Source organism: Myxococcus faecalis (genome assembly GCF_050039385.1).
Lineage (GTDB): Bacteria > Myxococcota > Myxococcia > Myxococcales > Myxococcaceae > Myxococcus > Myxococcus fulvus.
In genome coordinates, this window is record NZ_CP144336.1 from 4,316,210 (window position 1) to 4,342,115 (window position 25,906).

Consider the following 25,906-nt stretch of genomic DNA (forward strand, 5'->3'; position numbering starts at 1 on the left):
GCGGCGGAGGTTCGTGAAGCCTCCGCCCTACGCCCCCTTCGAGTGCTAGCTGCGCCGACGACGCAGGAGCGCCAACCCGCCCACGAGCAGCACCCACGCCCCCGCGCCCACGGGCGATGCGCCGCAGCCGCCGCAGCCCACGTCCAGCGCCATGGGCCCGCGCACCTGGAACGCCGTGTCGGCGGACCGGGGCCCCGGCGTCCCGGACTCGCCGTTGAGCATGTACGCGGACACGGCATGCTCACCCGAAGCCAATGCGCTGTCGCTGGGCACCGAGTGACGGAACGCGCCCGTCGAGTCAGCGGTGACGGTGGCCACGCGAGTCCCGTCCACGTCGAGCGACACGGAGGCACCGGGCCGAGCCACACCCGCGAACAAGGGCGTCGGGTCGACGACCTCGCCTTCCGCGGGCACCACGAGCACGGGCGTGTCACCCGAGAACACGGAGCCTCCGTCCCCTGTACCCGGCGTACCAGCGTCCGGAGAACCCGCGTCCGGCGTTCCCGAATCAGGCGGCGTCGTTCCACCGTCGACATCCTCCACCACCTCGAAGACGGTGTTGGGCGAGTCCGGTCCATAGTCCTGGTTGTTCGCGGCATGCCCGTGCGCGTTGACGCGGTGGGGGCCGGGCCCGAGCGGCGCGTCGTCGGGAATCTGGTAGCGGAAGCGACCGAACGCATCCGCGGAGACGATGACCTCCGCGCGGTCATCCACGTACAGGCCCACCGTGCTCGCATTGAGCGCAACGCCCGCGATGTAAGGGGTGGGCCCCACCACTTCGCCCTCCTCGGGCACGACGATGATGGGCTGGGGAATGGCGCCCGCATCCAACCCCGAGACATTGAAGGCCACCAGGTCCGCGGGCTTGCTGTACGCGCCCAGCGAGTCGGCGATGGCCGTGACGGAGTGGCCTCCCGAGGACAGGGGCGGATGCCCATCGCCCACCGCGGCGGAGAAGTCACCACTGGCGCCCGAGGTCACCTGGGCCACCTCCACGCCATCCACGTAGATGACGATGCGCATGCCCGGGTCCGCGAGGCCCGTGATGCGGGGACGCTCGGAGACGTTGGTCTGATTCTGGGTGGGCGCGGTGATGACCGGCCTGGTCGGCGTGGCGTACGCATACGAGTACAGCTTCGCGTCACCTCCGCCACCGACGCCCGCCCCGTGCGTGGGGCCATGCGCCCCCACCGTGGACGTCACCCCCGCGGCGCCTCCCGAGCTCCCCATGTCACACGAGACCGACGAGCCATGGAGCAGCAAGGAGCCGCCCGCGCCGCCACCGCCCGGTCCGAACTGGGAGGTCGTGCCGCGCACATCGCCCCCGCGCCCGCCGAGCACCGCGACCTTGCACGCCAGCGTGCCCGAGGTCCTCACGATGACCGAGCCACCCGCACCGCCGCCACCCGCACCGTCCTCGCCTGTCACCGAGAGCGCGGCCTGACCGTTGGCGGTGATGCTCCCGCCGCCAGACAGGGAGGCACTCCGGAAGAACACCGCGCCGCCGCCCGCGCCACCTCCAGTCGCCACGTTGTTGTCGCCCTCGCCCGCGCCGCCACCGCCGCCGAAGAGGAAGGCGTCGACGATGGAGTACTCCATCAACGTGCCGCCCAGGCCACCCACGTCACGCGAGTTGTCGAGCGTGGAGGAGGAGCGTCCGCCCGTTCCACCGAAGCCCCGGTGTCCGCCACCGCCGCCACCCGAGTTGTGGCAGATACCGCCGCCGCCCGCGTTCACCAGGTTGCCGCGTCCGGAGGCCGTGCCGTAGCGCTGCACCACCACGCCCTCGCCCTTGAAGGTGCCGCCCTGGGACGGAGCGAGGTCGTTTCCCGCGCAGCCGGACCTCGAGATGTTGTTGATGGCGGCGCCTCCACGGAAGCCCGCGCCGTCGGCGGAGATGTTGCCCTCGAGGCTCACCGCGCCCGTGGAGAGGAAGGCCACGATGCCCCCGGAGCTCCCATCCCAGGGCCGCGCGACGAGCGAGCCCGAGGAGGACACGGTGACGCGGGAGTACTCGGGCACCGTGACGACCTGCGCGCCGGGCGCGGTGTAGGGATTCACGAGCGGCGCGGAGAGTTCGAGCACGGTAGGACTGCCAATCGTCACCCAGGACACGCGCGCGAACTCCCAGCGACCCACGCCACCGGGACTCGTCTGGCCGGTGCCGCCCGAGGGGGTGCTCGCCGGGAAGCCCATCGTCTGGTGCACCATCACCAGGCCGCCCACTGGAGGCGCCGCGGAGGAGGTCACCGCGAGCGACCTGTCCCCGCGCGCCGAGCCGAGCGCCAGGGGCATCGCGGTGTTGATGACGGTGTTGGCGGTGGTGACGCTGAGCGCGCCGTTGAGCGCGTCGCCCAGACCGAACGAGTCAGGCTCGGCCAGGGCGGCCGAGGACCACAACAACAGCAGCGGGAGGCAGGACACGAGACGCATGTCCCCCCATGCTGCCTCAGAACCCGGGATTATCGCGAGAGCGTGACAGGTCCTCCCGCACCTCACTCCCCCGTGCGGGAACGCAAGTCTCGGGCATTCCGAGGGGCGAAGAAGGGCTGCCGCGCGAAGCGTTGCAGGGTGCGCTTGTCGACACACCAGAGCTGGAGTGCGTCCTCCCACTCGCCCAGCTCGGCGATGGCGCGGGCGTCGGGGGCGTCCCGGTAGAGGTCGTTGAGGTTGTGGACGAGGACGGAGAGGTCCTCGACCTCCCACTTCTCGGTGACGTCGCCGACCTGGACGTGCAGCTCGAGGACGGGACGCTCGCGGACGTCGACGACCTTGAGGCTGCGAGCGGGGCCGCCCATGGCGGTGGTGAGGGGGCCCATGAGCTCGTCGGGGCGGACGCCGTAGGCGACGGAGAGGCCGCCCTGGAGGAGGCCGGCGTCGCACAGGCGCAGCAGGGAGACGTGGGGTGGTTCGCCGTGGCGCACGAGCTCGGCGGCGGCATCGCGGTCCTTGAGGAGGCGCTCCTTGGCGAGGGTGTCGAGCAGGGAGGACATGAGGGCGCGAAGCCTATCGCTCCTCGCCGCTCCAGTAGTCCACTTCGGCGGAGAGGGGCAGGACGGTGAACAGGGTTCGAGAGGCCTTGTCGCCGCCGGGGGCGGAGCCCGCGGTGACGCAGAGCTTCTTCGAGTCCGGGTACACCATGACGTCCGGCTCCACCATGGTGGAGAACGCGAGGTAGCGGAGCGTCTCGGTGCCGTCGTTGAGGAGCTGGTGCGCGGACTGGGCGCCTGGGGGCAGAGCCACGTAGTCACCGGCCTTCACGGGGAGCGACGAGTCACCGAGGCGAAGCAGGCCGGTGCCGGAGAGGATGAGGTAGGCCTCTTCGTTGGCCAGGTGGAAGTGCAGCGGGAAGGCGTGCTTGCCCGGCGAGAGTTCCATGAGGCTGCAGCCGAGCTTCTGTCCCTTCGCGGCGGCACCGAGCTGCTTGCGACGATAGGCCACACGAGGGCCTTGAGTGACTTCGGTCCACGGGAGGTCCGGCTCGTGGATGACGTGGGGATGTGAGGACATGGGGTGTGATCCGTGGGTTCGGGAGGGTGCGGCGCCCGAGGCGCAAGCAACGTGGGGATGAGACAGGGATGCGTGGCGAAGAAGACGGAGGGATTGACGGGCCCTCTCTCAAGGACGCGTGGCGAGGAGCGCGAAGACGCGGTGAGGGATGTCGAGCGTGTCCTGTGGAAAGCTCTCGGCGAGGAGACGAGCGTGGGCGGCGTCGAAGCGCTCCACGTCGTCGGGAGGCAGGGTCGCGGCGACCAGGGCGCTGGCGCGGCAGCGACCACGCCAGGACTCGTGGGTGTAGGGCAAGAGCACATCGAAGGAGAAGGTCTCCAGGGGCGTGAAGCCAGCGTCGGTGACGTCGCGGAGCCACTGGGGATAGAGTCCCACGCCACAGCCGAAGCGTGCGTGGTCGGGAGGGTCGGGATTGAAGGCGCTCATGAGCGCCTCGGTGGCCTCGACGACATTGCCAGGCAGTGGCAGCCAGTCGAGGTGGGCGATGATGAGCCGACCACCCGGGACGAGCAGGCGCAGTGCCTCGCGAGCAGCGGCGGGCCGATCGAACCAGTGCCAGCACTGTCCGGCCGTTACGAGGTCGAACGCATGGGCGGGGAGCCCCGTGGCTTCGGCGGGGGCCTCACGGAAGTCCATCGAGAGCGCCGCGTCCGAGGCGAGCTGACAGGCCGCCGAGAGCATGTTCTCAGAGATATCGGTCGCGGTGACGGAGCAGCCATGACGGGCGAGTCCCCGAGCAACGGTGCCGGTTCCCGAGCCGACGTCGACGGCGCGCAAGCCAGGACGCAGCACACCTTCACGAGCGAGCCGGGTGAAGAAGGCGTCCGGGAAGCCCTGGCGGTGTTTCGAGTAGTCGGAGGACGTGCGTCCGAAGTCGACGACAGAAGGCATGACGGTGCTCCTCTCGGCGCAATCACGAGTGGGACGCGAGCGGAAAGGCTCACATCGACAAGTGAATCGAGTCGAGTCGAGAATGGAGAGACGGGGAGGTTGCGAGAGAATGAGTAGACGCAAGGGTGGACGCTCTCAATCTCGATTCGTCCATCGACCTGAGGACGAACTGGTGACGGCGGTGGAGGCCGCGGCGCTCCTGGGAGTGAAGCGGGCGACGCTCTACACCTACGTGAGCCGGGGGCTCGTGCGCTGCGTGCCGGAGCCGGGCTCGAAGGAGAACCGCTATGTGCGCTCGGACCTGGAGCGGCTGAAGGTCAGACACGACGCGCGGGCGGGGCACGCGGCTGTGGCCTCGGGTGCACTGAGGTGGGGAGAGCCGGTCATCGACTCCTCCGTGTCCCAGGTGGGAGCGGAGGGACTCGCGTACCGGGGGCACTCCGCGGTGGCGCTGGCGACGAGTGGCAGGAGCCTCGAGTCCGTGGCGGAGCTGCTGTGGTCGGGGGCGCTGCCCGAGGAGGACCCACGCTGGGCAAGCGAGGAGCCCGCGTTGCCGCCCTCCGAGTTGGCGAGACTGTTGCCGCGAGGAACGACGCCGGTGGCGGCGTTGTCGGCACTGGTGCCGTTGCTGGCGGCAAGGGATGCGGGGCGTTTCGCGGCGCCGCCAGAGCAGGAGAAGACACGGGCGAGGCGGCTGTTGAGACAGCTGGCGGGCTGGGTAAGCGTGGCGCAAGCACCCGGGCGAGTCGTCCGAGCCTTGCGAGCGCCGACCGTGGCCGAGTCGCTCGCCATCGCGTGGGACACTCAGGTGAAGCGAGCGCCGGAGTTGCTCAATCGAGCCCTGGTGTTGTGCGCGGACCACGAGCTGAACGTGTCGACCTTTACGGCCCGAGTGACGGCGTCCTCGGGAGCGGACCTGTACGCATGCGTGAGCGCGGCACTGGCGGCGTTGTCAGGGCCGAGGCACGGCGGGGCCTGCGACAGGGTGGAGGCGCTGTTGTCGGAAGTGGGGAAGCCGGAGCGAGCGACGGCGGTGGTACACGAGCGCCTGCGTCGAGGTGACGCGGTGCCAGGTTTCGGGCACCAGCTGTATCCCGACGGCGACCCGAGGTCTCCGCCCATCATGGACGCGGCGCGAGAGGTGAAGCCCGAAGCGCAAAGTGTGCGCGTGGCGAGGGCGGTCCTCGATGCGATGCGCAAGGCCGGGCATCCGGAGCCGACGATAGACCTGGGGTTGGTCATGCTCGCGGAAGCACTGGGCCTCCCGCCCGGCGCCGCAGCCACCTTGTTCGCCGTGGGGCGCATGACAGGATGGGTCGCGCACATCCTGGAGCAACGTGAGCAGGGGCACCTGCTGCGTCCCAGGGCGCGCTACGTGGCATCGACGGAGTCGTCGCGAAAGTAGGGATGGCATATGAAATCCTCCGCCCTCATCTCATTCCTGGTTTCTGGAGCGCTGACGATAGCGGCCTGCTCCAAACAAGAGCCGATTCCCACCCAACATGGAGCCGGATGCATGGTCTCCGTCGGAGACAAGCTCGAGCATGTCATCACCCGGTGCGGGAAGCCCTGTGCCTCGGGCGGAATCCCCAAGGGTCCCTGCCGCCTCGATCCACCACTCTTCAAGGTGGAACTTTGCTCAAACGAATGCGTCATCTACCAAGATGTCGCGCTCTGCCTGGTTGGGGATCAGGTGGCCTCGATCTTCCAGATGACGGATGGCAGCTATTGGACGCTCCAGTCATGTGAATGGCCGAACTACTCGAGCCCCACCCAGACACGCTGAGCGCCCTATTTGATTGTCTTTGATGTCATGGTGTTGCGTCCTCCGACTCAGGCGATGTCACCTTCCGACCACCCCACTCACTCCCGGGTTGGCCGGAAGGCCTCCACAGTGGACACTGTCCGTCGTGGACCCTAGACGCACCTACCCGCGCTTCGCCGTCGCCGCCCTGCTGGGCAACATCGCCTTCCTCGCCTCCTGGGGCGTGCTCCTGTCCCGGCCCACGGGCTGGGCCGTGGTCGGCGGCATCCTCATCACCCTCTTCTTCGTCCTCCGCGTGGGCGGCATGTGGCTCTACGCCTCCCGCCAGACGGACACCGCCCCCCAGGCCCGGCGCGCCGCCATCTTCACCACCCTCATCGCCCTCGTCGGCCTGGGCCTCTGGGTCTTCACCGCCGTGCGCGGCCCCCGCATCACCCTCTGACCCCACAAACGCCTCGCGGGCGCTCCCAGACGGCCCCAAGGCCCTCCAGAACGCGCCCGCGCGGTACTCCCGGCTCGCGGCCCCCAAGGGCCGCCACCGTCACACGTTGAAGCGGAAGTGCATGCAGTCACCGTCCTGCACGACGTACTCCTTGCCCTCCATCCGCAGGAGCCCCTTCTCCTTCACCGCGGACTCACTGCCCAGCTTCACCAGGTCCTCCCAGCGCATCACCTCGGCCTTGATGAAGCCGCGCTCGAAGTCCGAGTGGATGACGCCCGCCGCCTGCGGCGCCTTGTAGCCCTGGTGGATGGTCCACGCGCGGCACTCCTGCTCGCCCACCGTGAAGTACGTCCACAGACCCAGAAGCTTGTAGCCCGCCCGCACCACCTTGTGCAGACCCGGCTCCTTCAGCCCCGCGCTCTCCAGGAAGCCCGGACGCTCGGCCTCGGGCAGCTGCTGAATCTCCGACTCCAGCGCCGCCGCCAACACCACCACCTCGAAGCCCTCCTTCGCGGCCATCTCCTTCACCGCCGCGACGTGCTTGTTGGCGTCCTCCTTCCCAATCTCCCCTTCCCCGATGTTCGCCACGTACAGCACCGGCTTGTCCGTCAGGAGGAACAGGTCGTGGATGACCGCCTTCTCCTCCTCCGTCAGCTTCTGCGCGCGAACCGTGACGCCGTTGTCCAGGCCCGCCTTCACGCGGTCCAGGAGCGCCATCTCCGCCTTGGCCTCCTCGCCCGCCTTGCCACCCATCTTCGTGTTCTTCTGGGTACGCTCGCGGCGCTTGTCCACCGTCTCCAGGTCCTTCAGGCACAGCTCCGTGTCGACCACGTCCCGGTCCCTCACCGGATTCACCCCGCCCTCGACGTGGGTGACGTTGTCGTCCTCGAAGCAGCGCAGCACGTGCAGCACCGCGTCCACCTGCCGGATGTTGCCCAGGAACTGGTTGCCCAGGCCCTCGCCCTTGGAGGCGCCGCGCACCAGGCCCGCGATGTCCACGAACTCCAGCGACGTGGGGATCTTCTTCAGCGGCTTGATGAGCTCGGAAAGCTTGTCCAGGCGCTCATCCGGCACCGGCACCACGCCCACGTTGGGCTCGATGGTGCAGAACGGGTAGTTGGCCGCCTGCGCACCCGCGGCCGACAACGCGTTGAACAGGGTGGACTTGCCCACGTTGGGCAGCCCGACGATGCCGATGGATAGCGCCATGGTGTTTCCCTGGAACAAGCGCGCCTGTGGGCGCGCTTCCCCGAACTAGGCCGACCGGCGAACGCCGGCGTTGCCGGTGCCGCTCAGGGGGAGGCCCTGCACGAACTGCTCGGCCAGCGCGCGGTGCTTGCTGTCGTCCATGCGCTCGTTGATGAGCTTGCCGGCCACTTCCATCGCCAGGTCCACGGCCATGGAGCGCACCTCGGCGATGGCCTTGGTCTTCTGCTCGTCGATCTCCCGACGCGCGGACAGCTTCAGCTCCTCCGCCTCCTTGCGGCTCTTGGCCATCAGCTCCTCGCGGAACTTCTCCATCTCCTGCTGGTTGCGGCGCGTCTCCTCGGCGGCCTGACGGCGGGCCTCGGCGATGGCCGTCTTCTGGTCGGCCAGCAGCTTCTCCGCCTCGGCGCGCTCACGCTTGGCGCTCTCCACGGCGGCGGAGATCTGCTTCTCACGCTCCTCGACCAACTGGAGGATGGGGCCCCACGCCTTCGACTTCAGGACGAAGAAGACGATGACGAAGGTGACGAGGGTCCAGAAGATGAGGCCCGGCTGGACGCTCACGAGGTTGCTGGCGGCGAGGACGGAGGGCAGGAACATGGCGGCGTGTCCGGCGTGAGGGAGTCAGTCAGACGGCGAAAATCTCGAGGGTTCTACCACCGGGAAGCACCGGCCCCCGCGAAGTCGCGAGCGCCGGCGCGTTCCAGGCTTGCTGCGAACTGGCCTTAAGCCTTGGTGGCCAGAAGCACGCAAACGACCAGCGCGAACAGCGTGGCGCCTTCGATGAGGGCCGCGGCGATGATCATCGTGGTGCGGATGTCGCCACCGGCGGCGGGCTGACGGCCCGTCGCGTCCATGGCGGCAGCGGCGAGCTTACCGATGCCGAGGGCGGCGCCGATGATGGAGAGACCGGCACCGAGGCCGGCGGCGAGGAAGGCAAGAGCGAGGTTGGTCATGGCGGTGCTTCTCTTTTCGTAGCGAAGGACCCGCTTGTGGGGGGGTCGTGATGCCCTTCAGGACTACCTCTGGCGACCTTTCGAATCGCCAGGTCTCCGACCGGAGCGCCCGACTGCCGGCGCCCCGCTGACTTGTCTCAGGCGTGCGCCTTGCCGTGGTCGTGGCTGGGGCCCAGCTCCGAGTGCCCGTGGCCGTGGTCGTCCGCGTGGCCGTGCTCGTCGTGGTGGTGGCCCGTCGCCACCGCCATGCCGATGAACAGCGCCGACAGCAGCGTGAACACGTACGCCTGCACGAAGGCGACGAACAGCTCCAGCAGGTAGATGGCGAACGCGAACGGCACGCTCACCACCGCGACCGCGGGGTGGCCCAGGATGAAGATGAGGCCGATGAGGAAGAAGAGGACGATGTGGCCCGCCAGCATGTTGGCGAACAGACGCATCGTGAGGGCGAAGGGCTTGGTGAACAGGCCCAGGATTTCGACCGGAATCATGATGGGCCAGAGCAGCCAGTGCACGCCGCCCGTCAGGTGCTTCAGGTAGCCGCCCAGGCCCGCCGCGCGGATGCCCGCCGCCTGCGTCACCAGGAACGTGCAGATGGCCAAGCCCGCCGTGACGGCCAGGTTGCCCGTCGCCGTGGCCATCCAGGGCACCAGGCCCAGGAGGTTCATGAAGAGGATGAAGAAGAACGCGGTCAGGAGATAAGGCACGTAGCGCGGGCCGTCCTCCTTGCCGATGTTCTTGATGGCCATCTCGTCCCGGACGAAGAGGACCAGCATCTCGATGAGGTTGGCGCCCGCGCCGCGCGGCACCAGCTTGGTCTTGTCGCGGTTGCTCCACACCAGCATGGAGCCCAGCAGCAGCAGCGCCGCCAGCCACATCATCACCGTGTGCTTGGTGATGGACAGGTCCAGGCAGCCCTTGAAGAGCCCGTCCCAACCGGAGGGGGCCACCAGCCCGTGGTCCGTCATCACCGGCTCGCAGCTGCCGATGCGGATGGGCGGAATCGCGCCCAGGTGGATGGGCTTGCTGAGCGGGACCTCGAGCTCGAAGTCGTTCGTGTCCGAGACGTGGTGGAGGATGTACTCCGGCACACTCGGCTCGTGCCCCTCGCCGTGGCCTTCCGACCCGGCGGCCCACGCGGTGGCCACGAACAGACTGGCGAACAGCACCATTGCCTTGCGCATCACTCGTCTCCGCCCGCCGCGCTTTTCGACGCGGCCATCACGTAGCTGACTTCAATCCATTGCAGCGCGAAGTAGACCCCGAAGAAGCCGGCGATGAACGGCACCGGCTGCATTCCTCGCGACACCATCCCCAAGAGCCCCGCCACCACCGCCACCATCCTCAGGCCGAACACCACCCCGACCACCTTCAACGCCGCCTTGAGGTCCTGCTTCATCGCCCGCCGCTTGAGCAGCAGCGCCACCACGCCCGTCACCGACGCCAGCCCCACGCCCCACAACGCCGACACCCGGTCCTCCACCACCGTCGGGAGCAGCCCGCCCACCGCCACGCCCACCACCATCACCCCGGCCGCCAGCCCCGCGTGGGACTTGAACGGGTCCTTCTCCTCGCCGTCCTGCCCCGTCACTTGCGCTTCCCCAGTCGGGCCATCTCCCGGAGGAATCCGTAGAAGCCCACGCAGATACCCAGGAAGCTCAACCCCACCAGCAACCACGGCCCCGACCCCAGCTTCCGGTCCAGCCAGTAGCCTCCCAGCACCCCCACCACCGCCCCGCCCACCAGCTTCCACACCGCGTTGATGTAGGGCTGCGCCGCCCTCATCTGGCGAGCCGTGGTCCCCAGCTCGCTCCCATCCGACTGCTCCCGGGGTTCCTTCGCCGCCATTCGGACGCCTCCCCAAACCCTGGGAAACCCTCGGATTTCCATGCCACCCGATCCAACCCCTTCACACGCGGGCGCCGCTTAACACCGAATGCGCGACAGGTGCAACCGGTACAAGCTCACTGGAGGGGCCACCCCCAGCGGGGGTTGAGGGAGCCGCAAGCGCAGCTATCACCTCCAGCGCGGGCAGGCAGGACTCCCCGGGGTACACCGAGGGCCCGGCCGCTTCGTCCCCCTGGTGCCCGGCGCTCCAGCGGCTGGGGTGTCGCCCCTCCGCGCCGGGGTGGGCGCATCGCCAGCTTGCTCCTGGCCCACTTCAGGAGGACTCCATGCCCAAGCCCCTCGTGCTGTCGTCCCCCCGCTTCAACGACGGGGACCTCATCCCCATCGCCTTCACCGGCGAGGGAGAGGACATCGCCCCACCCCTGCGCTGGGAGAACCCGCCCGCGGGGACCAAGAGCCTGGCGCTCATCGTCGAGGACCCGGACGCGCCGGACCCCCAGCGGCCCCAGCGCGTCTTCTGCCACCAGGTGCTCTACAACATCCCCCCTGGCGCCCGGGAGCTGCCCGAGGGCGCCCAGTTGGACACGATGCCTCCGGGCATCCGCGTGGGCCTGAACGACTTCGGCCACCAGGCCTACGGCGGCCCCATGCCGCCGGTGGGCCGGCACCGCTACTACTTCAAGCTGTACGCGCTGGACCTGGTGCTGCCGAACCTGGGGCGCCCCACCCGCCGGGACCTGCTCAAGGCCATGGAGGGGCACATCCTGGGGCAGGCGGAGCTCATCGGCCTGTACGAGAAGGTCCACCACCGCGCCGCCGAGGCGGTGCCGGGGGCGTCGGCCTGAGCCCCTGACGCCGCGAGCGCCTGCCCGCTGGGAATACGGGCGGGTCTCGCGTCAATGACTTGCGGGTGTGGCTGCGGGAGGGCGGCCCGCCCGCATTCCCTTGCATCCATCCAAGGGCGGTCCAGGCGGCTGGATATGTCCTGACAGACGTTGGATGTAAGGGGAAACCGCGAGTCGTTGGCCGCGTCTGTGGTCTGGTCATCGAAGCGCGGGCGGGTGCACTTCTCGACGCTTGCACGCGGTGGAAGAGTCGTGGGTGCCGTGAATCCATCCCTCCGGGGCGGGGCCCCCTATGGCTCCTTCGACGAGATGTCCGTGGGCGTTTGCGTCATCCGCGAGCGCTGCTTCGTGTATGTGAATGACGCGCTGGGCATGTTGGTGGGGCACCCCCGCGAGATGCTGGTGGGCCGCCCGGCGACGCTCCTCCTCACGGAGTCGAGCGTGATGGAGGTCACCGAGCGCCAGTCCCGCAGGCTCCGCGGTGAATCGGTCCCCAGCACCTATGAGGCCGCGCTGCGCACGGCCACCGGAGAACGACAGGTGGAGATGACCCTCATCCCGAGCGGCCCGGACTGGGTGGCGCTGGTCCGCGACGTCACGTCCCGCAGTCAGCGCAGGGGCGTGCTGCAACGACTGGCGGAGCTGGGCGCGGGGCTCCCCTCGCTGCGCACCGAGGGCGAGGTGCTGCGGCGGATGTTCTCCGGGCTGGAGGAGCTGGGGTTCGCCTTCGCGTGGCTGTCTCCCGAGGGCGAGGGCGTCCGGCTGGGACAGACCTATGTCCCCATCCCGTTGGTTCCGCCGGACGCGCGGCAGCTGAGCGGCAGGTGGGTGCGGGACGTGGTGGGGCGCTGGCCGACGATGCTGGCCCGGGCATGGAAGGAGGGCTCGGCGTACTCCGAGGACTTGTCGGTGGAGGTCGGCCACTTCCTGGAGGGCGCGCTGGCGGAGGAGGCTCGCGGCGTCCTGTCGCGGTCGAGCACGTCCCACACCGTCGCGGTGCGCATCGACGTGGAGGGACGTCCCCGGGCGATGCTGGCCCTGGCGGGGGACTGGCTGCGCGAGGAGGAGCTCGCGCCGGTGCGGCTGTTCGGCGCGCAGGTGTCCGCGGCGCTCGACGCGGCGCTCACCATCTCCCGACTGTCCGCGCAGAACAACGCGCTGGCGGCGCTCAACCGGCTGGCGTCGGAGGCGGCGTCGGCGCCCCACCCTCGCGCGTTCTTCGGCCCGGGCACGGAGGAGATTGTCGGGCTGGTCGCCTGTGACGCGGTGACCATCCTGCTGCCGCAGGACCACGGGATGGAGGTGACGTACGCGCGCGGGATGGACCTGGAGGAGGCGGACACGGAGCGCTTCGCGCGGCTGTGGCTCGCGGGCGGGCTGTGCACGCAGGCGCAGCAGGAGGGCGCGCCCCGGGTGCTGGAGACACGCGAGTGCCCGGACGGGCTGCGTGAGGATTTGCAGCAGCGCGGCTTCCACACCGTGGTCATCATCGCGCTGCGCGTGCGCTCGCGCGGCGTGGGCACGCTGAGCGTCCTGTTCCGGGAGCCGAGGACGCTCACGCCGCTGGAGCTGGAGACGCTCCAGGCCATGGGCACGCACTTCGCCGCGGCCATCGAGACGCATCGCCTGTTGCAGGAGCTGCGCGGGCGCGCGGAGGACATGGCGCTGCTGCACGAGGTGGCGCGCGCGCTGGCCACCACGCTGGAGCTCGACAAGCTGCTCGCCACGGGCGTCACCAGCCTGGCGCGCATCATCGACACACCGGATGCATACGTGCTGATGCCGGACCCCTCGGGCGAGTGGCTGGAGGTGCGCGCGGTGAGCGGCAGCCACCCGGAGCTGCTCGGGCGGTGTCTGCCCGCGCGCGCGCCGGACAGCTCCGCGACGGGGCTGGCCTATCTGACGCGCGAGCTGCTCATGGTGGAGGAGGCCATCACCGACGTCCGGGTGGACCAGGACCTGCGCGAGAGCGCCTCCGCGCAATCCTTCCTGATACTGCCGCTGGTGGTGCGCGAGCGGCCCGTGGGGGTGATGGTCGCGTCGGAGACCCGGCGCACCCGGCGCTTCACGCCCGCGGAGGTGGAGCGCGCGAGCGCCATCGCCAACCAGCTCGCGCTGGCGCTCGAGGGCGCCCGGCTGGTGGAGGACCTGAAGGACAGCTACGTGGAGCTGGCCCGGACGCAGGAGCAGCTCGTGCGCCGTGAGCGATTGGCGGCCCTGGGCGAGCTGTCCGCGGTGGTGGCCCACGAGGTGCGAAACCCGCTGGGCGCCATCTTCAACTCGGTGGCCTCCATCCGGCGCATCCTCGGGCCGGACAGCCCCGCCGAGCCGCTGGTGGACATCGTCGCGGAGGAGGCCGACCGGCTCAACCGCATCGTCGCGGACCTGCTCACCTTCGCGCGGCCGCCCGCGCCCCATCCACATCCGGTGCCCCTGGCACCGCTGGTGGAGGACGCGGTGCGCGGGGCGCTCGCGGAGTCTCCTGGCGCCGTGCGGGTGGAGCTGGATTTGGAGGAGGACGTGCCGCCGGTGACGGTGGACGAGCGGATGATGCGACAGGCCTTCCTCAACCTGGCCATCAACGCCATGCAGGCCATGCCCCAGGGTGGACGCCTGCGAGCAGCGGTGCGCAGGGCGGCCGGCTCGCCCGAGGTGATGGTGGAGTTCAGCGACACCGGCCCGGGAATCACCGCCGAGGTGCGCGCGCGCATCTTCGAGCCCTTCTTCACCACCAAGGCCAAGGGCACGGGGCTGGGGCTCGCCGTGGTGAAGCGCATCATCGAGTCGCACCAGGGTCACCTCACCCTGGACTCGCAGCCGGGAACCGGCACGTGCTTCCGGCTCTACCTGCCGCTGGAGGCACCCGCGTCCTCGCGTCCACTGCTCGCCGTCCCGTGATTCCTCGAGAAGGAAGGTCCATGCTCCGTCCTGTCGGCGTCCTGGTCGTGTTGCTGTGTCTCGGGAGCATCCCCGCGCGTGCGGAGCCGCGCACGTCCCTGCGGTTCGTGGGTGAGCTGGGCTTCCTCGACGTGCTCTCGCACAGCCTGCGCCAGGGGCGGGATGGGACGCTGTTCCGCTACACGGAGGATGGCGGACAGGACAACCTCTACACCTTCGTGCGCCTGTCGGCGGAGCTGACGCTCGGCAAGCGACACACGGTGGGGTTCCTGGTGCAGCCGCTGTTGTTCGACACGGACGTGGTGCTGCGCCGCGACGTGCGCATCGACGCGCTCACCTTCCCCGAGGGGACTCCGCTGAACGTGCGCTACAGCTTCCCCTTCTATCGGGCCAGCTACCTGTTCGACCTGCTCGGGGTCTCCGAGGACGAGCTGGCCGTGGGTGTCTCATTGCAGCTGCGCAACGCGAACTTCGTCTTCACGTCGGCGGATGGGACGCTGCGGCGGGCGACTCGCGACGTGGGGCCGGTGCCATTGCTCAAGGTGCGCGGGAAGTGGGCGCTGAGCGAGCGGTGGTGGCTGGGATTGGAGGCGGATGGGAGCTATGCGCCCACGGCCCTCATCAACGGGGATGACAACTCCGACACCACGGGCGCGCTGCTGGATGCGTCGGTGCGCGGTGGGATTCGGGTGACGCCGCAGCTGGAGGCCTTCCTCAACCTGCGCTACCTGGGCGGCGGCGCGCGCGGCGTGTCCGATGACAATGACGACGAGTTCGGAGACGGGTTCACCAGCAATTGGATCTCCACGGCCACGGTGAGCCTGGGCTTCAGCTACCGGATGGCGGTGACGGACTGAGCGGGACCTACCGCCACACCGTCAGCCAGACCACGAACAGGCCTACCAGGGCCGCGCCAACGAACAGCGCCAGGGCGAGCCCGAGTCGAGGCGCCTGGAGCCAGCGCCCGGATGGGCGCTCGGGTTCGACCACGGGCGCCTCGTCCTCTCCGGTGATGGCGCGGACCAGCTCCAACCGACGGGCCTCGATGGCCTGGGTGGCCACCGTCTGGGAGATGTCGATGCCGAAGCCCACCTGTGTCTCCCGGGGCGCGCGCCTGGGGTGGGGGCTCGGCATGGCGGGAGTCACGGTGTCCTCGGACCTGGGGGCGCTGGCCCGCGCGGCGTGGACCTGCTTCTCGATGGCCACCAGGACCTTCGCGGCCTCGAGCGCCTCGGTGGCTTCGATATTGGTTTTAGGCGCGGCTCGCGGCGCTCCGGTGTCGACGCCGTATTGCGCGGTCCGCGACTCGATGGCCTCGATATCGAGCGGGAGCGTGATGGAGGGGTCGGCCGCCACCACACGCGGAGGCACGGCGACAGCGGTGGGCTCGTCCTCGTCGGCGAGTCGCCAGCCCTCTTCGTGCGCCGGCTCCGGACGGCTCGACGTGGGGATGACCGGGCTTCGCATCGCGCCCTGCGGCCCCATACCACGAGCGGCCTCGGTGTCCGCCCCCGGGTGACCCAAGCGGCGTCCGTCGACCTCCGTTCGCGTCGGTTCATCGTCGCCAGGACCTCGAGCACCCTGCGTGGGAGTCGGCTCGTCGACTCCGCGACCGGGTCCGCCAACCGCATGCGTCGGCTCATCATCGCCCGGCCCCGTGTTGCCCCGCCGAAGCGTCGGGACTTCGTCTCCGAGCCGTGGGCTCCCGCGCGCATGCATCAGCTCCGCATCACTTGGGGTCGCGCTCCCACCACGAAGCGTGGGGAGGTCATCTCCGAGCCCGGGCTTTCTCGCCGCGTGCGTCGGCTCATCGTCAGTCGAGGCAGCGCCCCCACCACGAAGCGTGGAGACGTCATCTCCGAGCCCGGGCTTTCTCGCCGCGTGCGTCGGCGCATCTCTCTCTGAGCCAGCGCTCCCACCGCGAAGCGTGGGGACTTCATGGCCGAGCCCCGGCCTGCCGCTTGCGCGTGTCGGCTCATCATCACCAGGCGCCGCAGCGCCTCCACGTAGCGTGGGGACTTCATCTCCGCGTCCCGACCTGCCGCTCGCGCGCGTCGGCTCATCATCGCCAGACGCCGCACTGCCACCACGAGGCAGACGGACGTCATCTTGGAGCCCAGGCCGACCACTCGCGTGCGTTGCCTCATCATCGCCGAGGCCCGCGGCTGAACCGCCGACACGCGACGGCCCGGTATCACCCGCCCCCGTTCGTCCACCCCGAAGCGTGGGCAGCTCATCCGCGCGCCTGGGCCTGTCCATCGCATGGGTCGGCTCATCCTCACCGGGGCCCGCGGCGGACCCGCTGACATGCCCCGTGCGCCCGCTCCGAAGCGTCGGGGCTTCGTCTCCGCGCCCGGGCCTGCCCATCGCGTGCGTCGGCTCGTCCTCGCCGAGACCCGTGCGCCCATCCCGCTCACGAATCGTCTCGTCGCCGCCGGGCCTCGCGCCCCCACCCCGCTCACGAATCGTCTCGTCCTCGGCCGTCGGCGCGGGGCCCACCTGGACGCGCTCGGACGGGACGAAGTCATCCGGCGTGTAGATGGCGTTGTGCTCGAACGCGAGCGCCGTCGGCGGCGCCAGCGTGGCCACGAGCTGCGGCTCGGTGTTCGTGCGCTTCGCCTCCTCGCGCAGCAGCTCCTCGAGCAGCGTCTCCTCCGCCTTCTTCTCCCGCGGGAAGACCAGCGCCAACAACTTCCCCAGCTCCGCGTCCCCCACCCCGGGCGCAAGCTTCGCCTTCAAGCGCGCCAGCTCCGCGCCCATCGCCGCCGCGTCCGGGAAGCGCTGCGCCGGCTCCGACGTCAGCGCCTTCGCCAGGAACGCCTCGATGCTCGACGGCAGCCCCTCCCGATGCTTCCCCGCCGGCTCCCACTGCGGATACGCCGCGCGCCGCCACCGCTCCACCGGGTCTCCCCGCTGCGACAGCGGCTTCCACGCGAACAGCTCCCACAGCAACACGCCCACCGCGTACACGTCCGCGCGCCGGTCCACGAAGCGCTTGCGCGCCTGCTCCGGCGACATGTACGTCAGGTTCCCAATCACCACCCGGGGCGCCGTCTGCTGCTCCTTCAGCGTGGACTGCGCCGCGCCGAAGTCGATGATCTTCACCTCGCCCGCGTAGCTGATGCACACGTTCGCCGGAGACAAGTCCCGGTGCACCAGGTGCAACGGATGCCCTTCCTCGTCCGTCGCGTCGTGCGCGTACGCCAATCCCTCACACAGCCGCTCGCCCAGGTGCAGCACGATGCCCAAGGGCATCATCCGCGCGAGCTGCCGCAGCCGATACGACAGGCGGCTGAGCGTCTTGCCGCGCACGTACTCCATCGACAGGTAGAGCTGCCCCTCCACCTCGCCCATCGCGTACACCCGGGCGATGTTCGGGTGCGTCAGCCGCACCACCACCCGGGCCTCGTCGCGGAAGCGCCCCACGAACTGGGGGCTCTCCATCAACTGCGGCAGGACCTTCTTCACCACACAGGCGCGCCGAGGGCCCTCCTCGCGCGCGAGGAAGACCTCCCCCATCCCCCCGGCGCCGATGCGGCGCACCAGGGTGTAGGGACCGAAACGAACAGGCCCCTCCAGGGGCGGAGGCTCAACCGGTCTGGCCAAGCGCGCGGAAGGCCTTTCTCGCCGCTCCCAGCACGTGCGCCACCTCCGCCTCGCCCATCGCCAGCGAGACGAAGGCCGCTTCGAACTGGCTCGGCGGCAGGTACACGCCCGCATCCAACATGGCGTGGAAGAAGCGACCGAAGCGCCCCGTGTCGGACGTCTTCGCGCTCGTGTAGTCAAACACCGGCTGCTCGGTGAAGAACACCGTCAGCATGCTGCCCACGCGGTTGACGGTGACGGGCACCCCCGCCTCCTTCGCCTCCGCGATGAAGCCCTCCTCCAACATCCGGCTCACCTGCTCCAGCCGCGCGTACGTCCCCGGCGCCGCCAGCGCCTTGAGGCACGCGAGCCCCGCCGCCACCGCCACCGGGTTCCCCGACAACGTGCCGGACTGGTACACCGGCCCGGCCGGCGCCACCTTGCGCATGACGTCCGCGCGGCCACCGTAGGCGCCCAGCGGCATGCCGCCGCCAATCACCTTCGCCATCGTCGTCAGGTCCGGCTTCAGCCCGTACAGCTCCTGCGCCCCACCGCGCGCCAGCCGGAAGCCCGTCATCACCTCGTCGAGCACCAGCAGCACGCCGTGCTTCTGACACAGCGCCTGCAGGCCCTGCAGATAGCCCTGCTTGGGCACCAGCACGCCCATGTTGCCCACCACCGGCTCGATGATGGCGCAGGCGATGTCCTGGCCCTTCTCCTCGAAGATGCGCTCCACCGCGGCCAGGTCGTTGAAGGGCGCGGTGAGCGTGAGCTTCGCCAGCGCCGACGGCACGCCCGGCGAGTCCGGCAGGCCCAGCGTCTCCACACCGCTGCCCGCCTTCACCAGGAACGGGTCTCCGGCGCCGTGGAAGCAGCCCTCGAACTTGAGGATGTGCTCGCGGCCGGTGAAGCCGCGCGCCACGCGGATGGCGGCCACGGTGGCCTCGGTGCCGCTGGACACCAGCCGCACCATCTCCACCGCCGGCATCGTCGCGCAGATGAGCTCCGCGAACTCCACCTCGCCCGCGTGCGGCGCGCCGAACGACGAGCCGCGACGGGCCGACTCGATGATGGCCTCGACGATGGGCGGGTAGGCGTGGCCGAGGATGAGCGGCCCCCAGCTCCCCACCAGGTCGACGTAGCGGTTGCCGTCCACGTCGGTGAGCCAGGCGCCCGAGCCCTCGCGGAAGAAGACGGGGTCTCCTCCGACGCCACGGAAGGCGCGCACCGGGGAGTTCACTCCGCCCGGGATGCGCGCCTGCGCGCGGGCGAACAGGGACTGGCTGTGAGCGTGATTCATGTGGGTTCCATAGCACGCGCCGCGAGGCGAGCCTCCCTCCGAGTAGCCTGCCCCCATGCCCGCCCCTTCTGCGGCCCATCGACCGCCGCCCGCGTTGACCCTTCGTCAACGTATCCCCGGGGAATCACACCAGAACGCACATCGGCGTGATGCCGATGTCCCGGGGGCTGGACACGGGGGTGATACAGCGCTGTGACGACGACGGCCCCGAGGCCACCCTTCCCAGGAGAGCAGCCCCATGGACTTCAAGACGGCGGACCTGTGTGACACGCACGCGGGCACGGCCCACTTCCAGGTCGCCGAGCCCGGCTTCATCGACTTCGGCGGACGCACCACGTTCACCGGCCCCATCAGCACCGTGCGCGCCCCCGAGGACAACTCGCTCGTGCGCAAGGCCCTGGAGGAGAAGGGCAACGGCCGGGTGCTCGTGGTGGATGGCGGTGGCAGCCGCCGCTGCGCGCTGGTGGGGGACCAGTTGGCGCTGCTCGCGCAGCAGAACGGCTGGGCGGGCGTGGTGGTGAACGGCTGCATCCGTGACTCGGAAGAGGTGGGCCGCATGGCGCTCGGCGTGAAGGCGCTGGGCACGCACCCGCTCAAGAGCTTCAAGCGCAACGAGGGCCAGCGCGACGTGGAGGTGCGCTTCGCGGGCGTCACCTTCCGCCCCGGACACCACCTCTACGCGGACGCGGATGGCATCGTCACGTCGGAGACCGCGCTGCCGGAGTCGTCGCTGGACTGAAGCGCCGCGCGCGGGACACGTGGCTTTCCACCTCGTGGAAATCCGTCACGCCCGGGTGGGCCACGTGTTCGCGGGACTGGGAGGACCGCCGCCACCGGCGTGTCCCCGTCCGCCCCTCCTGACAAAGCACATCCAGACTGCGCGCCGCGGCCTTGCGCGATGCATCATCCGCGCGAGACATTTCGCCGTGCGAAACACAGTCAAAACATCCCGCCGAGAAGTTCCGCCCTGCGAAATACAGCCATCGAATTACCGGTGACTGTCTTTTCTCTTCCGAGCGAGTGTGGTTACTGTGCCGCCACGAATCTGACGGGGAGGTTGCGATGCAACGGCTCGTGGTCGGACTCCTGGCGACAGCTCTCTGCTTGATGGCTTGCAAGAAGGAAGAAGCTCCGGCTCCGGAGGGCACGCAGACGCGTCCCGCCGCCCTGTCGGACATCAAGACAGACAAGGGTGTCGACCTGGAGAAGAAGGTCGTCTACATCGGCGCGCTCAACGACGAGAGCGGCCCTGGCGCCGCCATCGGCAAGCCCTTCGCCGCGGGCAAGCGGCTGCTCGCGAGGCAGGTGAACGCGGGGGACTCGGGGCTGTTGCCGCCGGGCTGGCGCGTGGAGCTGGTGGAGCGCGACCACGCCTACAACCCGCAGAACGCGGTGCAGGCGTACAGCGACCTCCATGAGCAGGTGCTGTTCCTGGGCACCAGCTTCGGCACGCCCAACACCCTGCCCCTGCGCGACAAGCTCACGGCGGACAACGTGGTCGCCTTCCCCGCGTCACAGTCGTCGGAGATGGCGCGGCACCAGTACACGCCGCCCATCGGCGCGTCCTACAAGCTGGAGGCGATGCGCGCCCTCGACTGGGCGGTGGAGCACGCGGGCGGCGCGGACAAGGTGAAGGCCGCCATCGTCGCGCAGGGCGACGACTACGGGAAGGACGGGCTGGAGGGCTGGACGGAGGCAGCGAAGCACCACGGCGTCACCGTCGTCTCGCAGCAGAGCGTGGCGCCAGGGCAGAAGGACTTCGCCGCCGTCGTCACCGCGCTCCAGCAGTCCGGCGCCAACTACGTGCTGCTCACGGTGCTGCCCGGGGCCTCGGGGCCCATCCTCGGCACGGCCGCGCAGCTCAAGTATCAGCCGACCTGGATTGGACAGACGCCCGCGTGGGTGGACCGGTTCTTCGACCCGAAGGTCATCCCCGCGCCCGTCTTCGCGAACTTCTACTGGGCCACCGGGCTCACCTTCTGGGGCGACGACGTGCCGGGCATGAAGGACTTCATCGCGCTGCACGCGAAGTACCCAGACACGCCGAAGGACTTCTACACGCTGGCGTCCTACGTCCAGGGCCGCGTGCAGTTGGAGGCGCTGAAGGCCGCCATCGAGGCGAAGGACGTCACGCGCGCCGGCTACCTCAAGGCGCTCAGGAACATCCAGCGCACCACCGCGGGCGGCCTGACGGCGGAGCCGGTGGACCTGTCCCGCTTCCCCTATGCGACGGCGCTGGAGGTGCGGGTGCTCAAGCCCGTGCTGGACCAGGGGAGCTGGAGTGTCGTCGCGGGCTACGCGCCGCCCAAGGCGCTGGGCACGCCCGCCGCGAAGGCCGCCGATGACAGCAAGTAGTCCTCCGCTGCTGCGCGTGCAGAACCTCCAGGTCGTCTACCACTCGGCGGTGCGTGCCTTGCGAGGCATCACCCTGGAGGTCCCCCACCAGGGCGTGGCGGCCCTCCTCGGACCCAACGGCGCGGGCAAGTCCACCGCGCTGCGCGCCATCAGCGGCCTGCTCGACCTGCACGACGGCGCCATCACCCAGGGCCGTGTCGAATTGTCCGGGCGGGATTTGCTGGCCCTGTCCACCGACGGCCGCGTGCACGCGGGCGTGGTGCAGGTGCTGGAGGGCCGGCGAATCCTGGGCGAGCTGTCCGTGGAGGAGAACCTGCTCGCGGGCGGCTTCGGCATGGGCGCGCAGGCGCGCAAGGAGCTGGTCGAGTCCGCCTACTCGCGCTTCCCCGTGCTGCGTGAGCGGCGGCGACAGAAGGCGGGCTACCTCTCCGGCGGTGAGCAGCAGCTGCTCGCCATCTGTCGAGGGCTGATGCGCAGGCCCCGGGTGCTGTTGTTGGACGAGCCCTTCCTGGGCCTGTCGCCGAAGGCGGTGGGCGAGGTGTCGGAGCTGATTCAGCGCATCGCCGCCGAGGGTGTGTCGGTGCTGCTCGTCGAGCAGAACGCGCGCGTGGCGCTGGGCATGGCCAGCCACGGGTACGTGCTGGAGACGGGCAAGGTGGTGCTGGATGGGCCCGCGGAGAAGCTGCGCGAGGACCCGGACGTGCAGGAGTTCTACCTGGGCTTCGGCCGCGAGGGGCAGCGCGGCTACCACGAGCTGAAGCGCTACCGCCGCAAGCGTCGCTGGCTGTCGTGAACCGTGAAGGGTGAGGCATGGCCTTGCTGGAGCTCGACAACGTGGGCCTGTCCTTCTCCGGGGTGCGAGCCCTGGATGGAGTCTCGTTCTCCATCGAGGCCGGCGCGCTGCACGCCGTGATTGGTCCCAACGGCGCGGGCAAGAGCAGCCTCTTCAACTGCGTCAGCGGCATCCACCGTCACATGGAGGGACGCGTGCGATTGGAAGGACAGGCGCTCACGGGCCTGGAGCCACCGGAGATTGCCCGGCGCGGCGTGTCGCGGATGTTCCAGAACCTGGCCCTCTTCGAGCACCTCACGGTGCTGGAGAACCTGCTGCTCGGCCGCCACCCGAAGTACCGCACGGGGCTCTTGCGTCACCTCTTCTGGACGCGTGGCGCGAGGCTGGAGGAGGTGCGTCACCGCGAGAAGGCCGAGGAGGTCATCGACTTCCTCTCCCTGGAGCACTACCGGTGGATGCCCGTGTCGGTGCTGCCCTACGGCATCCGCAAGCGCGTGGAGCTGGGCCGCGCGCTGTGCATGGAGCCGAAGCTGCTGCTCCTGGACGAGCCCACCGCCGGGCTCAACCAGGAGGAGACCGAGGACATGGCCAACCACCTGCTCGACATCCGCCACGAGCTGGGGGTGACGCAGGTGCTCATCGGTCACGAACTGCGCTTCGTGATGGACCTGGCAACACAGGTGACGGTGCTGGACCGCGGGCGCGTCATCGCGAACGGGCCGCCCTCGGCGCTGCGTGAGGACTCGCGCGTGCTCAGCGCGTACGTCGGCGGGGCGGTGGCGGCATGAGTACGGCACTACCGCTGAGCCTGCCGGGCCAGCTCTACCTGCGCGCGGAGCAACATCCGCATGCGGTGGCCCTCCGCGAGAAGCGCCTGGGCATCTGGCGGGAGCTGTCCTTCCAGGGCTACCTGGAGCGCGTCGGGTGGACGGCGAGGATGTTGTGGGAGCTGGGCGTGCGCGCCGGTGACTCGGTCGCCATCCTCAGCGACAACCGGCCGGAGTGGCTGTTCACGGACCTGGGCGCGCAGGTGCTCGGCGCTCGCGGCGTGGGCATCTACCAGACGAACCCCGCCGCGGACGTGGCGTACATCCTCAACGACGCGCGCTGTCGCGTCGTGCTCTGCGAGGACCAGGAGCAGTACGACAAGGTGGCGGCCGTCGTCGACGAGACACCCTCCGTCGAGCACGTGCTCGTCGTCGAGCCGAGGGGCCTGCGCGGCGTGGAGGATTCACGCCTGCGTCTCTGGGAGCGCTTCCTGGAGGAAGGCCGCGCGCTGTTGGAGCGGGAGCCCGGGTGGCTGAAGGCGCAGCTCGCGGCGCGCAGTCCGGATGAGCCGGCGATGGTCATCTACACCTCGGGCACCACGGGTTCGCCGAAGGGCGCGTTGGTGTCGAGCCGCAACATGCTGGAGGGCTCGGCGACCTTCACCGCGCAGCTCGGGTTGGGGCAGGAGGACAGCGTCGTCTCGTACCTGCCGCTGTGTCACGTCGCGGAGAAGCTGTTCAGCCTGCTGTTGCCCCTGGCCGTTGGAGGCAAGGTCCACTTCGGCGAGGCGCTGGAGACGGTGCAGCAGGACGTGGCCGAGGTGTCCCCCACGGTGTTCCTGGGCGTGCCGCGCATCTGGGAGAAGATGCACGCGGTGGTGATGGTGAAGATGCGCGACGCCTCGTGGCTCAAGCGCACCTTGTTCGAGACCTTCACCCGCCTGGGCGCCGGGATTCGCGAGCGCGAGCGGACAGGACAGCGTCGCTGGTGGGACGCGCTCTTGTGGCGCGTGGGCGACCTGCTCGTCTACCGCCCGCTCCAGGAGCGACTGGGGTTGAGGCGCTGCCGCTTCCCCATCTCCGGCGCGGCGCCCATCTCTCCGGAGCTGCTCGCCTGGTACGACAGCGTGGGCGTTCGCATCTACGAGGGCTACGGGCAGACGGAGAGCGCGGGCACCAGCCACCTCAACATCCCTGGCGCGACGCGCCTGGGCACCGTGGGACGCCCGGTGCCCGGCGTGGAGTGCCAGCTGGACGAGGACGGCGAGGTGCTGGTGCGCGGCAGCAACGTGTTCCTCGGCTACCTCAACAAGCCGGAGGCCACCGCCGAGGTGCGTGATGCGCAGGGCTGGCTGCGCACCGGGGACTTGGGCGAAATCGACGCGGACGGGTATCTGCGCATCACCGGCCGCAAGCGCGAAATCCTCATCACGTCGGGTGGGAAGAACCTGTCGCCCGAGCGCATCCAGAACGCGCTGAAGAACAGTCCGTACATCAAGGAGGCAGTGGCCATCGGCGACCGGCGGCCCTTCGTCACCGCGCTGGTGCAGGTGGACCCGGAGACGGTGGCGGACTGGGCGCTGCGCCGCAAGCTGGCCTTCACCTCGTACACGGACCTCACGCAGCGGCCCGAGGTGCGCAAGCTCATCGAGGAGGAAGTCACCCGCGCGAACGAGACGCTGGCGCGCGTGGAGCAGGTGCGGGCGTTCCGACTGCTCGAGCGCGAGATGACGCAGGACGCGGGCGAGGTGACGGCGTCCCTCAAGGTGCGCCGCAAGGCGGTGCTCGAGCTGCACTCCCAGCTGGTGGAAGAGATGTACGCGAGGACACGCGAATGACGCAGCTTCTCCAGCTCGGCATCTCCGGACTGGCGCTCGGGGCGAGCTACGCGCTCATCGCCCTGGGCTTCTCCGTGGTGTATCGGGCCTCCCGGCTCTTCAACTTCGCGCACGGCGAGCTGCTCGCGCTGGGCGCGTTCCTGATGACGGCGCTGGTGGAGGTGCTGCCCTGGTGGCTGGCGCTCGCCGCGTCCGCGTGTCTCACCGGCGGCCTGGCCGCGCTCCTGGAGCGCACGGTGCTGCGCCGCATGGTGGGGCGCCCTGTCTTCACCACCATCATCCTGACGCTGTTCCTGGGGCTCTTGTTGCGCGCGGGCATCGTCATCGCATTCGGCACGGACACGCGTGGAATGCCCACGCCGTGGGATGCGATGGCGGAGGTGCAGGTGGGCAACGCCACCGTGCTGCTGTCCTCGCTGGTGTCGCTGGGCGCGACGACGGTGGTGCTGGTGGGGATGCACGCGCTGGTGCAGCGCACGCCGCTGGGCGTGGCGATGCGCGCGGCAAGCGAGAACCAGGAGGTGGCGCTGGTGCTGGGGATTCCGGTGGGCCGGGTGCTCGGCTTCACGTGGTTCCTGGCGGGAGCGACGGCGGCGGTGGCGGGCGTGTTCCTGGGGATGTTCCCGCGCTCGGTGGATTCGAACCTGGGCTACGTGGCGTTGAGGGCATTCCCCGCCATCATCGTCGGAGGACTGGAGTCGGTGGTGGGCGCGGTGGTGGCCGCGTTCGTGCTGGGGCTCTTGGAGGTGCTGTCCCAGGCGTATGTGAATCCACACCTGGGCGCCTTCGGGCACAACTTCCACGCCGTCTTCCCCTACGCCGCGATGATTCTGTTCCTGGTCCTGCGTCCGCGCGGGCTGTGGGGCGAGCACGAGGTGCGCCGCGTCTGACGACGCGCGCGAGACGA

General features: G+C 69.8%; 23 protein-coding genes. 11 read left to right on the forward strand and 12 right to left on the reverse strand.

Features of this window, described 5'->3' with window-relative positions; genetic code table 11:
* Window positions 1-45 precede the first annotated feature (45 nt).
* The 4 genes from agmC to VZQ01_RS17160 form a co-directional block, all read right to left on the reverse strand.
* Window positions 46-2,433, reverse strand: coding sequence for an adventurous gliding motility protein AgmC (gene agmC / locus VZQ01_RS17145; RefSeq protein ID WP_426748384.1), 2,388 nt, complete (start codon window positions 2,431-2,433; stop codon window positions 46-48).
* Window positions 2,434-2,495: 62 nt separating this feature from the next.
* Window positions 2,496-2,993 carry a hypothetical protein gene (locus tag VZQ01_RS17150; protein WP_426748385.1) on the reverse strand — a complete coding sequence of 166 codons (498 nt, stop codon included), beginning with the start codon at window positions 2,991-2,993 and terminating at the stop codon, window positions 2,496-2,498.
* 13 nt (window positions 2,994-3,006) lie between these two features.
* A complete protein-coding gene (locus VZQ01_RS17155) occupies window positions 3,007-3,510 on the reverse strand; it encodes a cupin domain-containing protein (protein ID WP_223782246.1) in 504 nt (167 codons plus the stop codon).
* 108 nt (window positions 3,511-3,618) lie between these two features.
* The gene (locus tag VZQ01_RS17160; RefSeq protein WP_426748386.1) at window positions 3,619-4,401 is read right to left on the reverse strand and encodes a class I SAM-dependent methyltransferase; all 783 of its coding nucleotides are present in this window, start codon (window positions 4,399-4,401) and stop codon (window positions 3,619-3,621) included.
* Between the two features lie 109 nt (window positions 4,402-4,510).
* Here VZQ01_RS17160 and VZQ01_RS17165 point away from each other — a divergent pair, with 109 nt between their 5' ends.
* Window positions 4,511-5,806, forward strand: a complete 1,296-nt coding sequence (locus VZQ01_RS17165) for a citrate synthase (protein ID WP_223782244.1) — start codon at window positions 4,511-4,513, stop codon at window positions 5,804-5,806.
* Window positions 5,807-6,311: 505 nt separating this feature from the next.
* Window positions 6,312-6,608 carry a hypothetical protein gene (locus tag VZQ01_RS17170; RefSeq protein ID WP_074948531.1) on the forward strand — a complete coding sequence of 99 codons (297 nt, stop codon included), beginning with the start codon at window positions 6,312-6,314 and terminating at the stop codon, window positions 6,606-6,608.
* A 99-nt stretch (window positions 6,609-6,707) separates the two neighbouring features.
* Here the strand turns inward: VZQ01_RS17170 and ychF are convergent, their stop codons facing one another.
* The 6 genes from ychF to VZQ01_RS17200 form a co-directional block, all read right to left on the reverse strand.
* Window positions 6,708-7,817, reverse strand: coding sequence for a redox-regulated ATPase YchF (gene ychF, locus VZQ01_RS17175; RefSeq protein ID WP_141324687.1), 1,110 nt, complete (start codon window positions 7,815-7,817; stop codon window positions 6,708-6,710).
* 45 nt (window positions 7,818-7,862) lie between these two features.
* A complete protein-coding gene (gene atpF, locus VZQ01_RS17180; RefSeq protein WP_046710604.1) occupies window positions 7,863-8,414 on the reverse strand; it encodes a F0F1 ATP synthase subunit B in 552 nt (183 codons plus the stop codon).
* A 125-nt stretch (window positions 8,415-8,539) separates the two neighbouring features.
* Window positions 8,540-8,770, reverse strand: a complete 231-nt coding sequence (locus tag VZQ01_RS17185; RefSeq protein WP_141324688.1) for an ATP synthase F0 subunit C — start codon at window positions 8,768-8,770, stop codon at window positions 8,540-8,542.
* 137 nt (window positions 8,771-8,907) lie between these two features.
* Complete coding sequence (gene atpB, locus VZQ01_RS17190; RefSeq protein WP_141324689.1) at window positions 8,908-9,954, reverse strand: F0F1 ATP synthase subunit A; 1,047 nt, start codon at window positions 9,952-9,954, stop codon at window positions 8,908-8,910.
* Window positions 9,954-10,361, reverse strand: a complete 408-nt coding sequence (locus VZQ01_RS17195; protein WP_046710601.1) for a hypothetical protein — start codon at window positions 10,359-10,361, stop codon at window positions 9,954-9,956. The genes atpB and VZQ01_RS17195 overlap by 1 nt, the downstream gene beginning before the upstream one ends.
* Window positions 10,358-10,618 (reverse strand): AtpZ/AtpI family protein, encoded by a 261-nt coding sequence (locus VZQ01_RS17200; RefSeq protein ID WP_223749732.1) that lies wholly within the window; start codon window positions 10,616-10,618, stop codon window positions 10,358-10,360. Before VZQ01_RS17200 ends, VZQ01_RS17195 begins: the two co-directional genes overlap by 4 nt.
* A gap of 326 nt (window positions 10,619-10,944) precedes the next feature.
* Here VZQ01_RS17200 and VZQ01_RS17205 point away from each other — a divergent pair, with 326 nt between their 5' ends.
* From VZQ01_RS17205 to VZQ01_RS17215, 3 genes are all read left to right on the forward strand, one after another.
* A complete protein-coding gene (locus tag VZQ01_RS17205) occupies window positions 10,945-11,463 on the forward strand; it encodes a YbhB/YbcL family Raf kinase inhibitor-like protein (RefSeq protein ID WP_223749731.1) in 519 nt (172 codons plus the stop codon).
* Window positions 11,464-11,724: 261 nt separating this feature from the next.
* A complete protein-coding gene (locus tag VZQ01_RS17210) occupies window positions 11,725-14,361 on the forward strand; it encodes an ATP-binding protein (RefSeq protein ID WP_426748387.1) in 2,637 nt (878 codons plus the stop codon).
* Between the two features lie 20 nt (window positions 14,362-14,381).
* Complete coding sequence (locus VZQ01_RS17215) at window positions 14,382-15,218, forward strand: hypothetical protein (protein ID WP_223749730.1); 837 nt, start codon at window positions 14,382-14,384, stop codon at window positions 15,216-15,218.
* A gap of 7 nt (window positions 15,219-15,225) precedes the next feature.
* Here VZQ01_RS17215 and VZQ01_RS17220 read toward each other — a convergent pair whose 3' ends face one another.
* Window positions 15,226-17,880 (reverse strand): serine/threonine-protein kinase, encoded by a 2,655-nt coding sequence (locus VZQ01_RS17220; protein WP_426748975.1) that lies wholly within the window; start codon window positions 17,878-17,880, stop codon window positions 15,226-15,228.
* 70 nt (window positions 17,881-17,950) lie between these two features.
* Window positions 17,951-19,246 (reverse strand): glutamate-1-semialdehyde 2,1-aminomutase, encoded by a 1,296-nt coding sequence (gene hemL / locus VZQ01_RS17225; protein ID WP_223749728.1) that lies wholly within the window; start codon window positions 19,244-19,246, stop codon window positions 17,951-17,953.
* A 238-nt stretch (window positions 19,247-19,484) separates the two neighbouring features.
* Here hemL and rraA point away from each other — a divergent pair, with 238 nt between their 5' ends.
* The 6 genes from rraA (at window position 19,485) to VZQ01_RS17255 (ending at window position 25,889) form a co-directional block, all read left to right on the forward strand.
* On the forward strand, window positions 19,485-19,985 hold the full coding sequence (gene rraA / locus VZQ01_RS17230; protein WP_223749727.1) for a ribonuclease E activity regulator RraA: 501 nt from the start codon (window positions 19,485-19,487) through the stop codon (window positions 19,983-19,985).
* Between the two features lie 368 nt (window positions 19,986-20,353).
* A complete protein-coding gene (locus VZQ01_RS17235; RefSeq protein ID WP_223782242.1) occupies window positions 20,354-21,601 on the forward strand; it encodes an ABC transporter substrate-binding protein in 1,248 nt (415 codons plus the stop codon).
* Window positions 21,588-22,394: an ABC transporter ATP-binding protein gene (locus tag VZQ01_RS17240; protein WP_426748388.1), complete on the forward strand. Its 807-nt coding sequence runs from the start codon at window positions 21,588-21,590 to the stop codon at window positions 22,392-22,394. Before VZQ01_RS17235 ends, VZQ01_RS17240 begins: the two co-directional genes overlap by 14 nt.
* Window positions 22,395-22,411: 17 nt before the next feature.
* The gene (locus VZQ01_RS17245; RefSeq protein ID WP_426748389.1) at window positions 22,412-23,182 is read left to right on the forward strand and encodes an ABC transporter ATP-binding protein; all 771 of its coding nucleotides are present in this window, start codon (window positions 22,412-22,414) and stop codon (window positions 23,180-23,182) included.
* A complete protein-coding gene (locus VZQ01_RS17250) occupies window positions 23,179-24,999 on the forward strand; it encodes an AMP-dependent synthetase/ligase (protein ID WP_426748390.1) in 1,821 nt (606 codons plus the stop codon). The genes VZQ01_RS17245 and VZQ01_RS17250 overlap by 4 nt, the downstream gene beginning before the upstream one ends.
* Complete coding sequence (locus VZQ01_RS17255) at window positions 24,996-25,889, forward strand: branched-chain amino acid ABC transporter permease (RefSeq protein WP_267698386.1); 894 nt, start codon at window positions 24,996-24,998, stop codon at window positions 25,887-25,889. Before VZQ01_RS17250 ends, VZQ01_RS17255 begins: the two co-directional genes overlap by 4 nt.
* Window positions 25,890-25,906 lie beyond the last annotated feature (17 nt).

Bases quoted from the DNA above. Each gene is read 5' to 3' on its own strand.
- VZQ01_RS17245 (WP_426748389.1), top strand. From the start codon at position 22,412: ATGGCCTTGCTGGAGCTCGACAACGTGGGCCTGTCCTTCTCCGGGGTG.
- VZQ01_RS17155 (WP_223782246.1), bottom strand. From the start codon at position 3,510: ATGTCCTCACATCCCCACGTCATCCACGAGCCGGACCTCCCGTGGACC.
- hemL (WP_223749728.1), bottom strand. From the start codon at position 19,246: ATGAATCACGCTCACAGCCAGTCCCTGTTCGCCCGCGCGCAGGCGCGC.
- atpB (WP_141324689.1), bottom strand. From the start codon at position 9,954: ATGCGCAAGGCAATGGTGCTGTTCGCCAGTCTGTTCGTGGCCACCGCG.
- VZQ01_RS17160 (WP_426748386.1), bottom strand. From the start codon at position 4,401: ATGCCTTCTGTCGTCGACTTCGGACGCACGTCCTCCGACTACTCGAAA.
- VZQ01_RS17235 (WP_223782242.1), top strand. From the start codon at position 20,354: ATGGCTTGCAAGAAGGAAGAAGCTCCGGCTCCGGAGGGCACGCAGACG.
- VZQ01_RS17220 (WP_426748975.1), bottom strand. From the start codon at position 17,880: ATGGGGGAGGTCTTCCTCGCGCGCGAGGAGGGCCCTCGGCGCGCCTGT.
- rraA (WP_223749727.1), top strand. From the start codon at position 19,485: ATGGACTTCAAGACGGCGGACCTGTGTGACACGCACGCGGGCACGGCC.
- atpF (WP_046710604.1), bottom strand. From the start codon at position 8,414: ATGTTCCTGCCCTCCGTCCTCGCCGCCAGCAACCTCGTGAGCGTCCAG.
- VZQ01_RS17205 (WP_223749731.1), top strand. From the start codon at position 10,945: ATGCCCAAGCCCCTCGTGCTGTCGTCCCCCCGCTTCAACGACGGGGAC.
- ychF (WP_141324687.1), bottom strand. From the start codon at position 7,817: ATGGCGCTATCCATCGGCATCGTCGGGCTGCCCAACGTGGGCAAGTCC.
- VZQ01_RS17215 (WP_223749730.1), top strand. From the start codon at position 14,382: ATGCTCCGTCCTGTCGGCGTCCTGGTCGTGTTGCTGTGTCTCGGGAGC.
- VZQ01_RS17250 (WP_426748390.1), top strand. From the start codon at position 23,179: ATGAGTACGGCACTACCGCTGAGCCTGCCGGGCCAGCTCTACCTGCGC.
- VZQ01_RS17165 (WP_223782244.1), top strand. From the start codon at position 4,511: ATGAGTAGACGCAAGGGTGGACGCTCTCAATCTCGATTCGTCCATCGA.
- VZQ01_RS17240 (WP_426748388.1), top strand. From the start codon at position 21,588: ATGACAGCAAGTAGTCCTCCGCTGCTGCGCGTGCAGAACCTCCAGGTC.
- agmC (WP_426748384.1), bottom strand. From the start codon at position 2,433: ATGCGTCTCGTGTCCTGCCTCCCGCTGCTGTTGTTGTGGTCCTCGGCC.
- VZQ01_RS17255 (WP_267698386.1), top strand. From the start codon at position 24,996: ATGACGCAGCTTCTCCAGCTCGGCATCTCCGGACTGGCGCTCGGGGCG.
- VZQ01_RS17150 (WP_426748385.1), bottom strand. From the start codon at position 2,993: ATGTCCTCCCTGCTCGACACCCTCGCCAAGGAGCGCCTCCTCAAGGAC.
- VZQ01_RS17185 (WP_141324688.1), bottom strand. From the start codon at position 8,770: ATGACCAACCTCGCTCTTGCCTTCCTCGCCGCCGGCCTCGGTGCCGGT.
- VZQ01_RS17200 (WP_223749732.1), bottom strand. From the start codon at position 10,618: ATGGCGGCGAAGGAACCCCGGGAGCAGTCGGATGGGAGCGAGCTGGGG.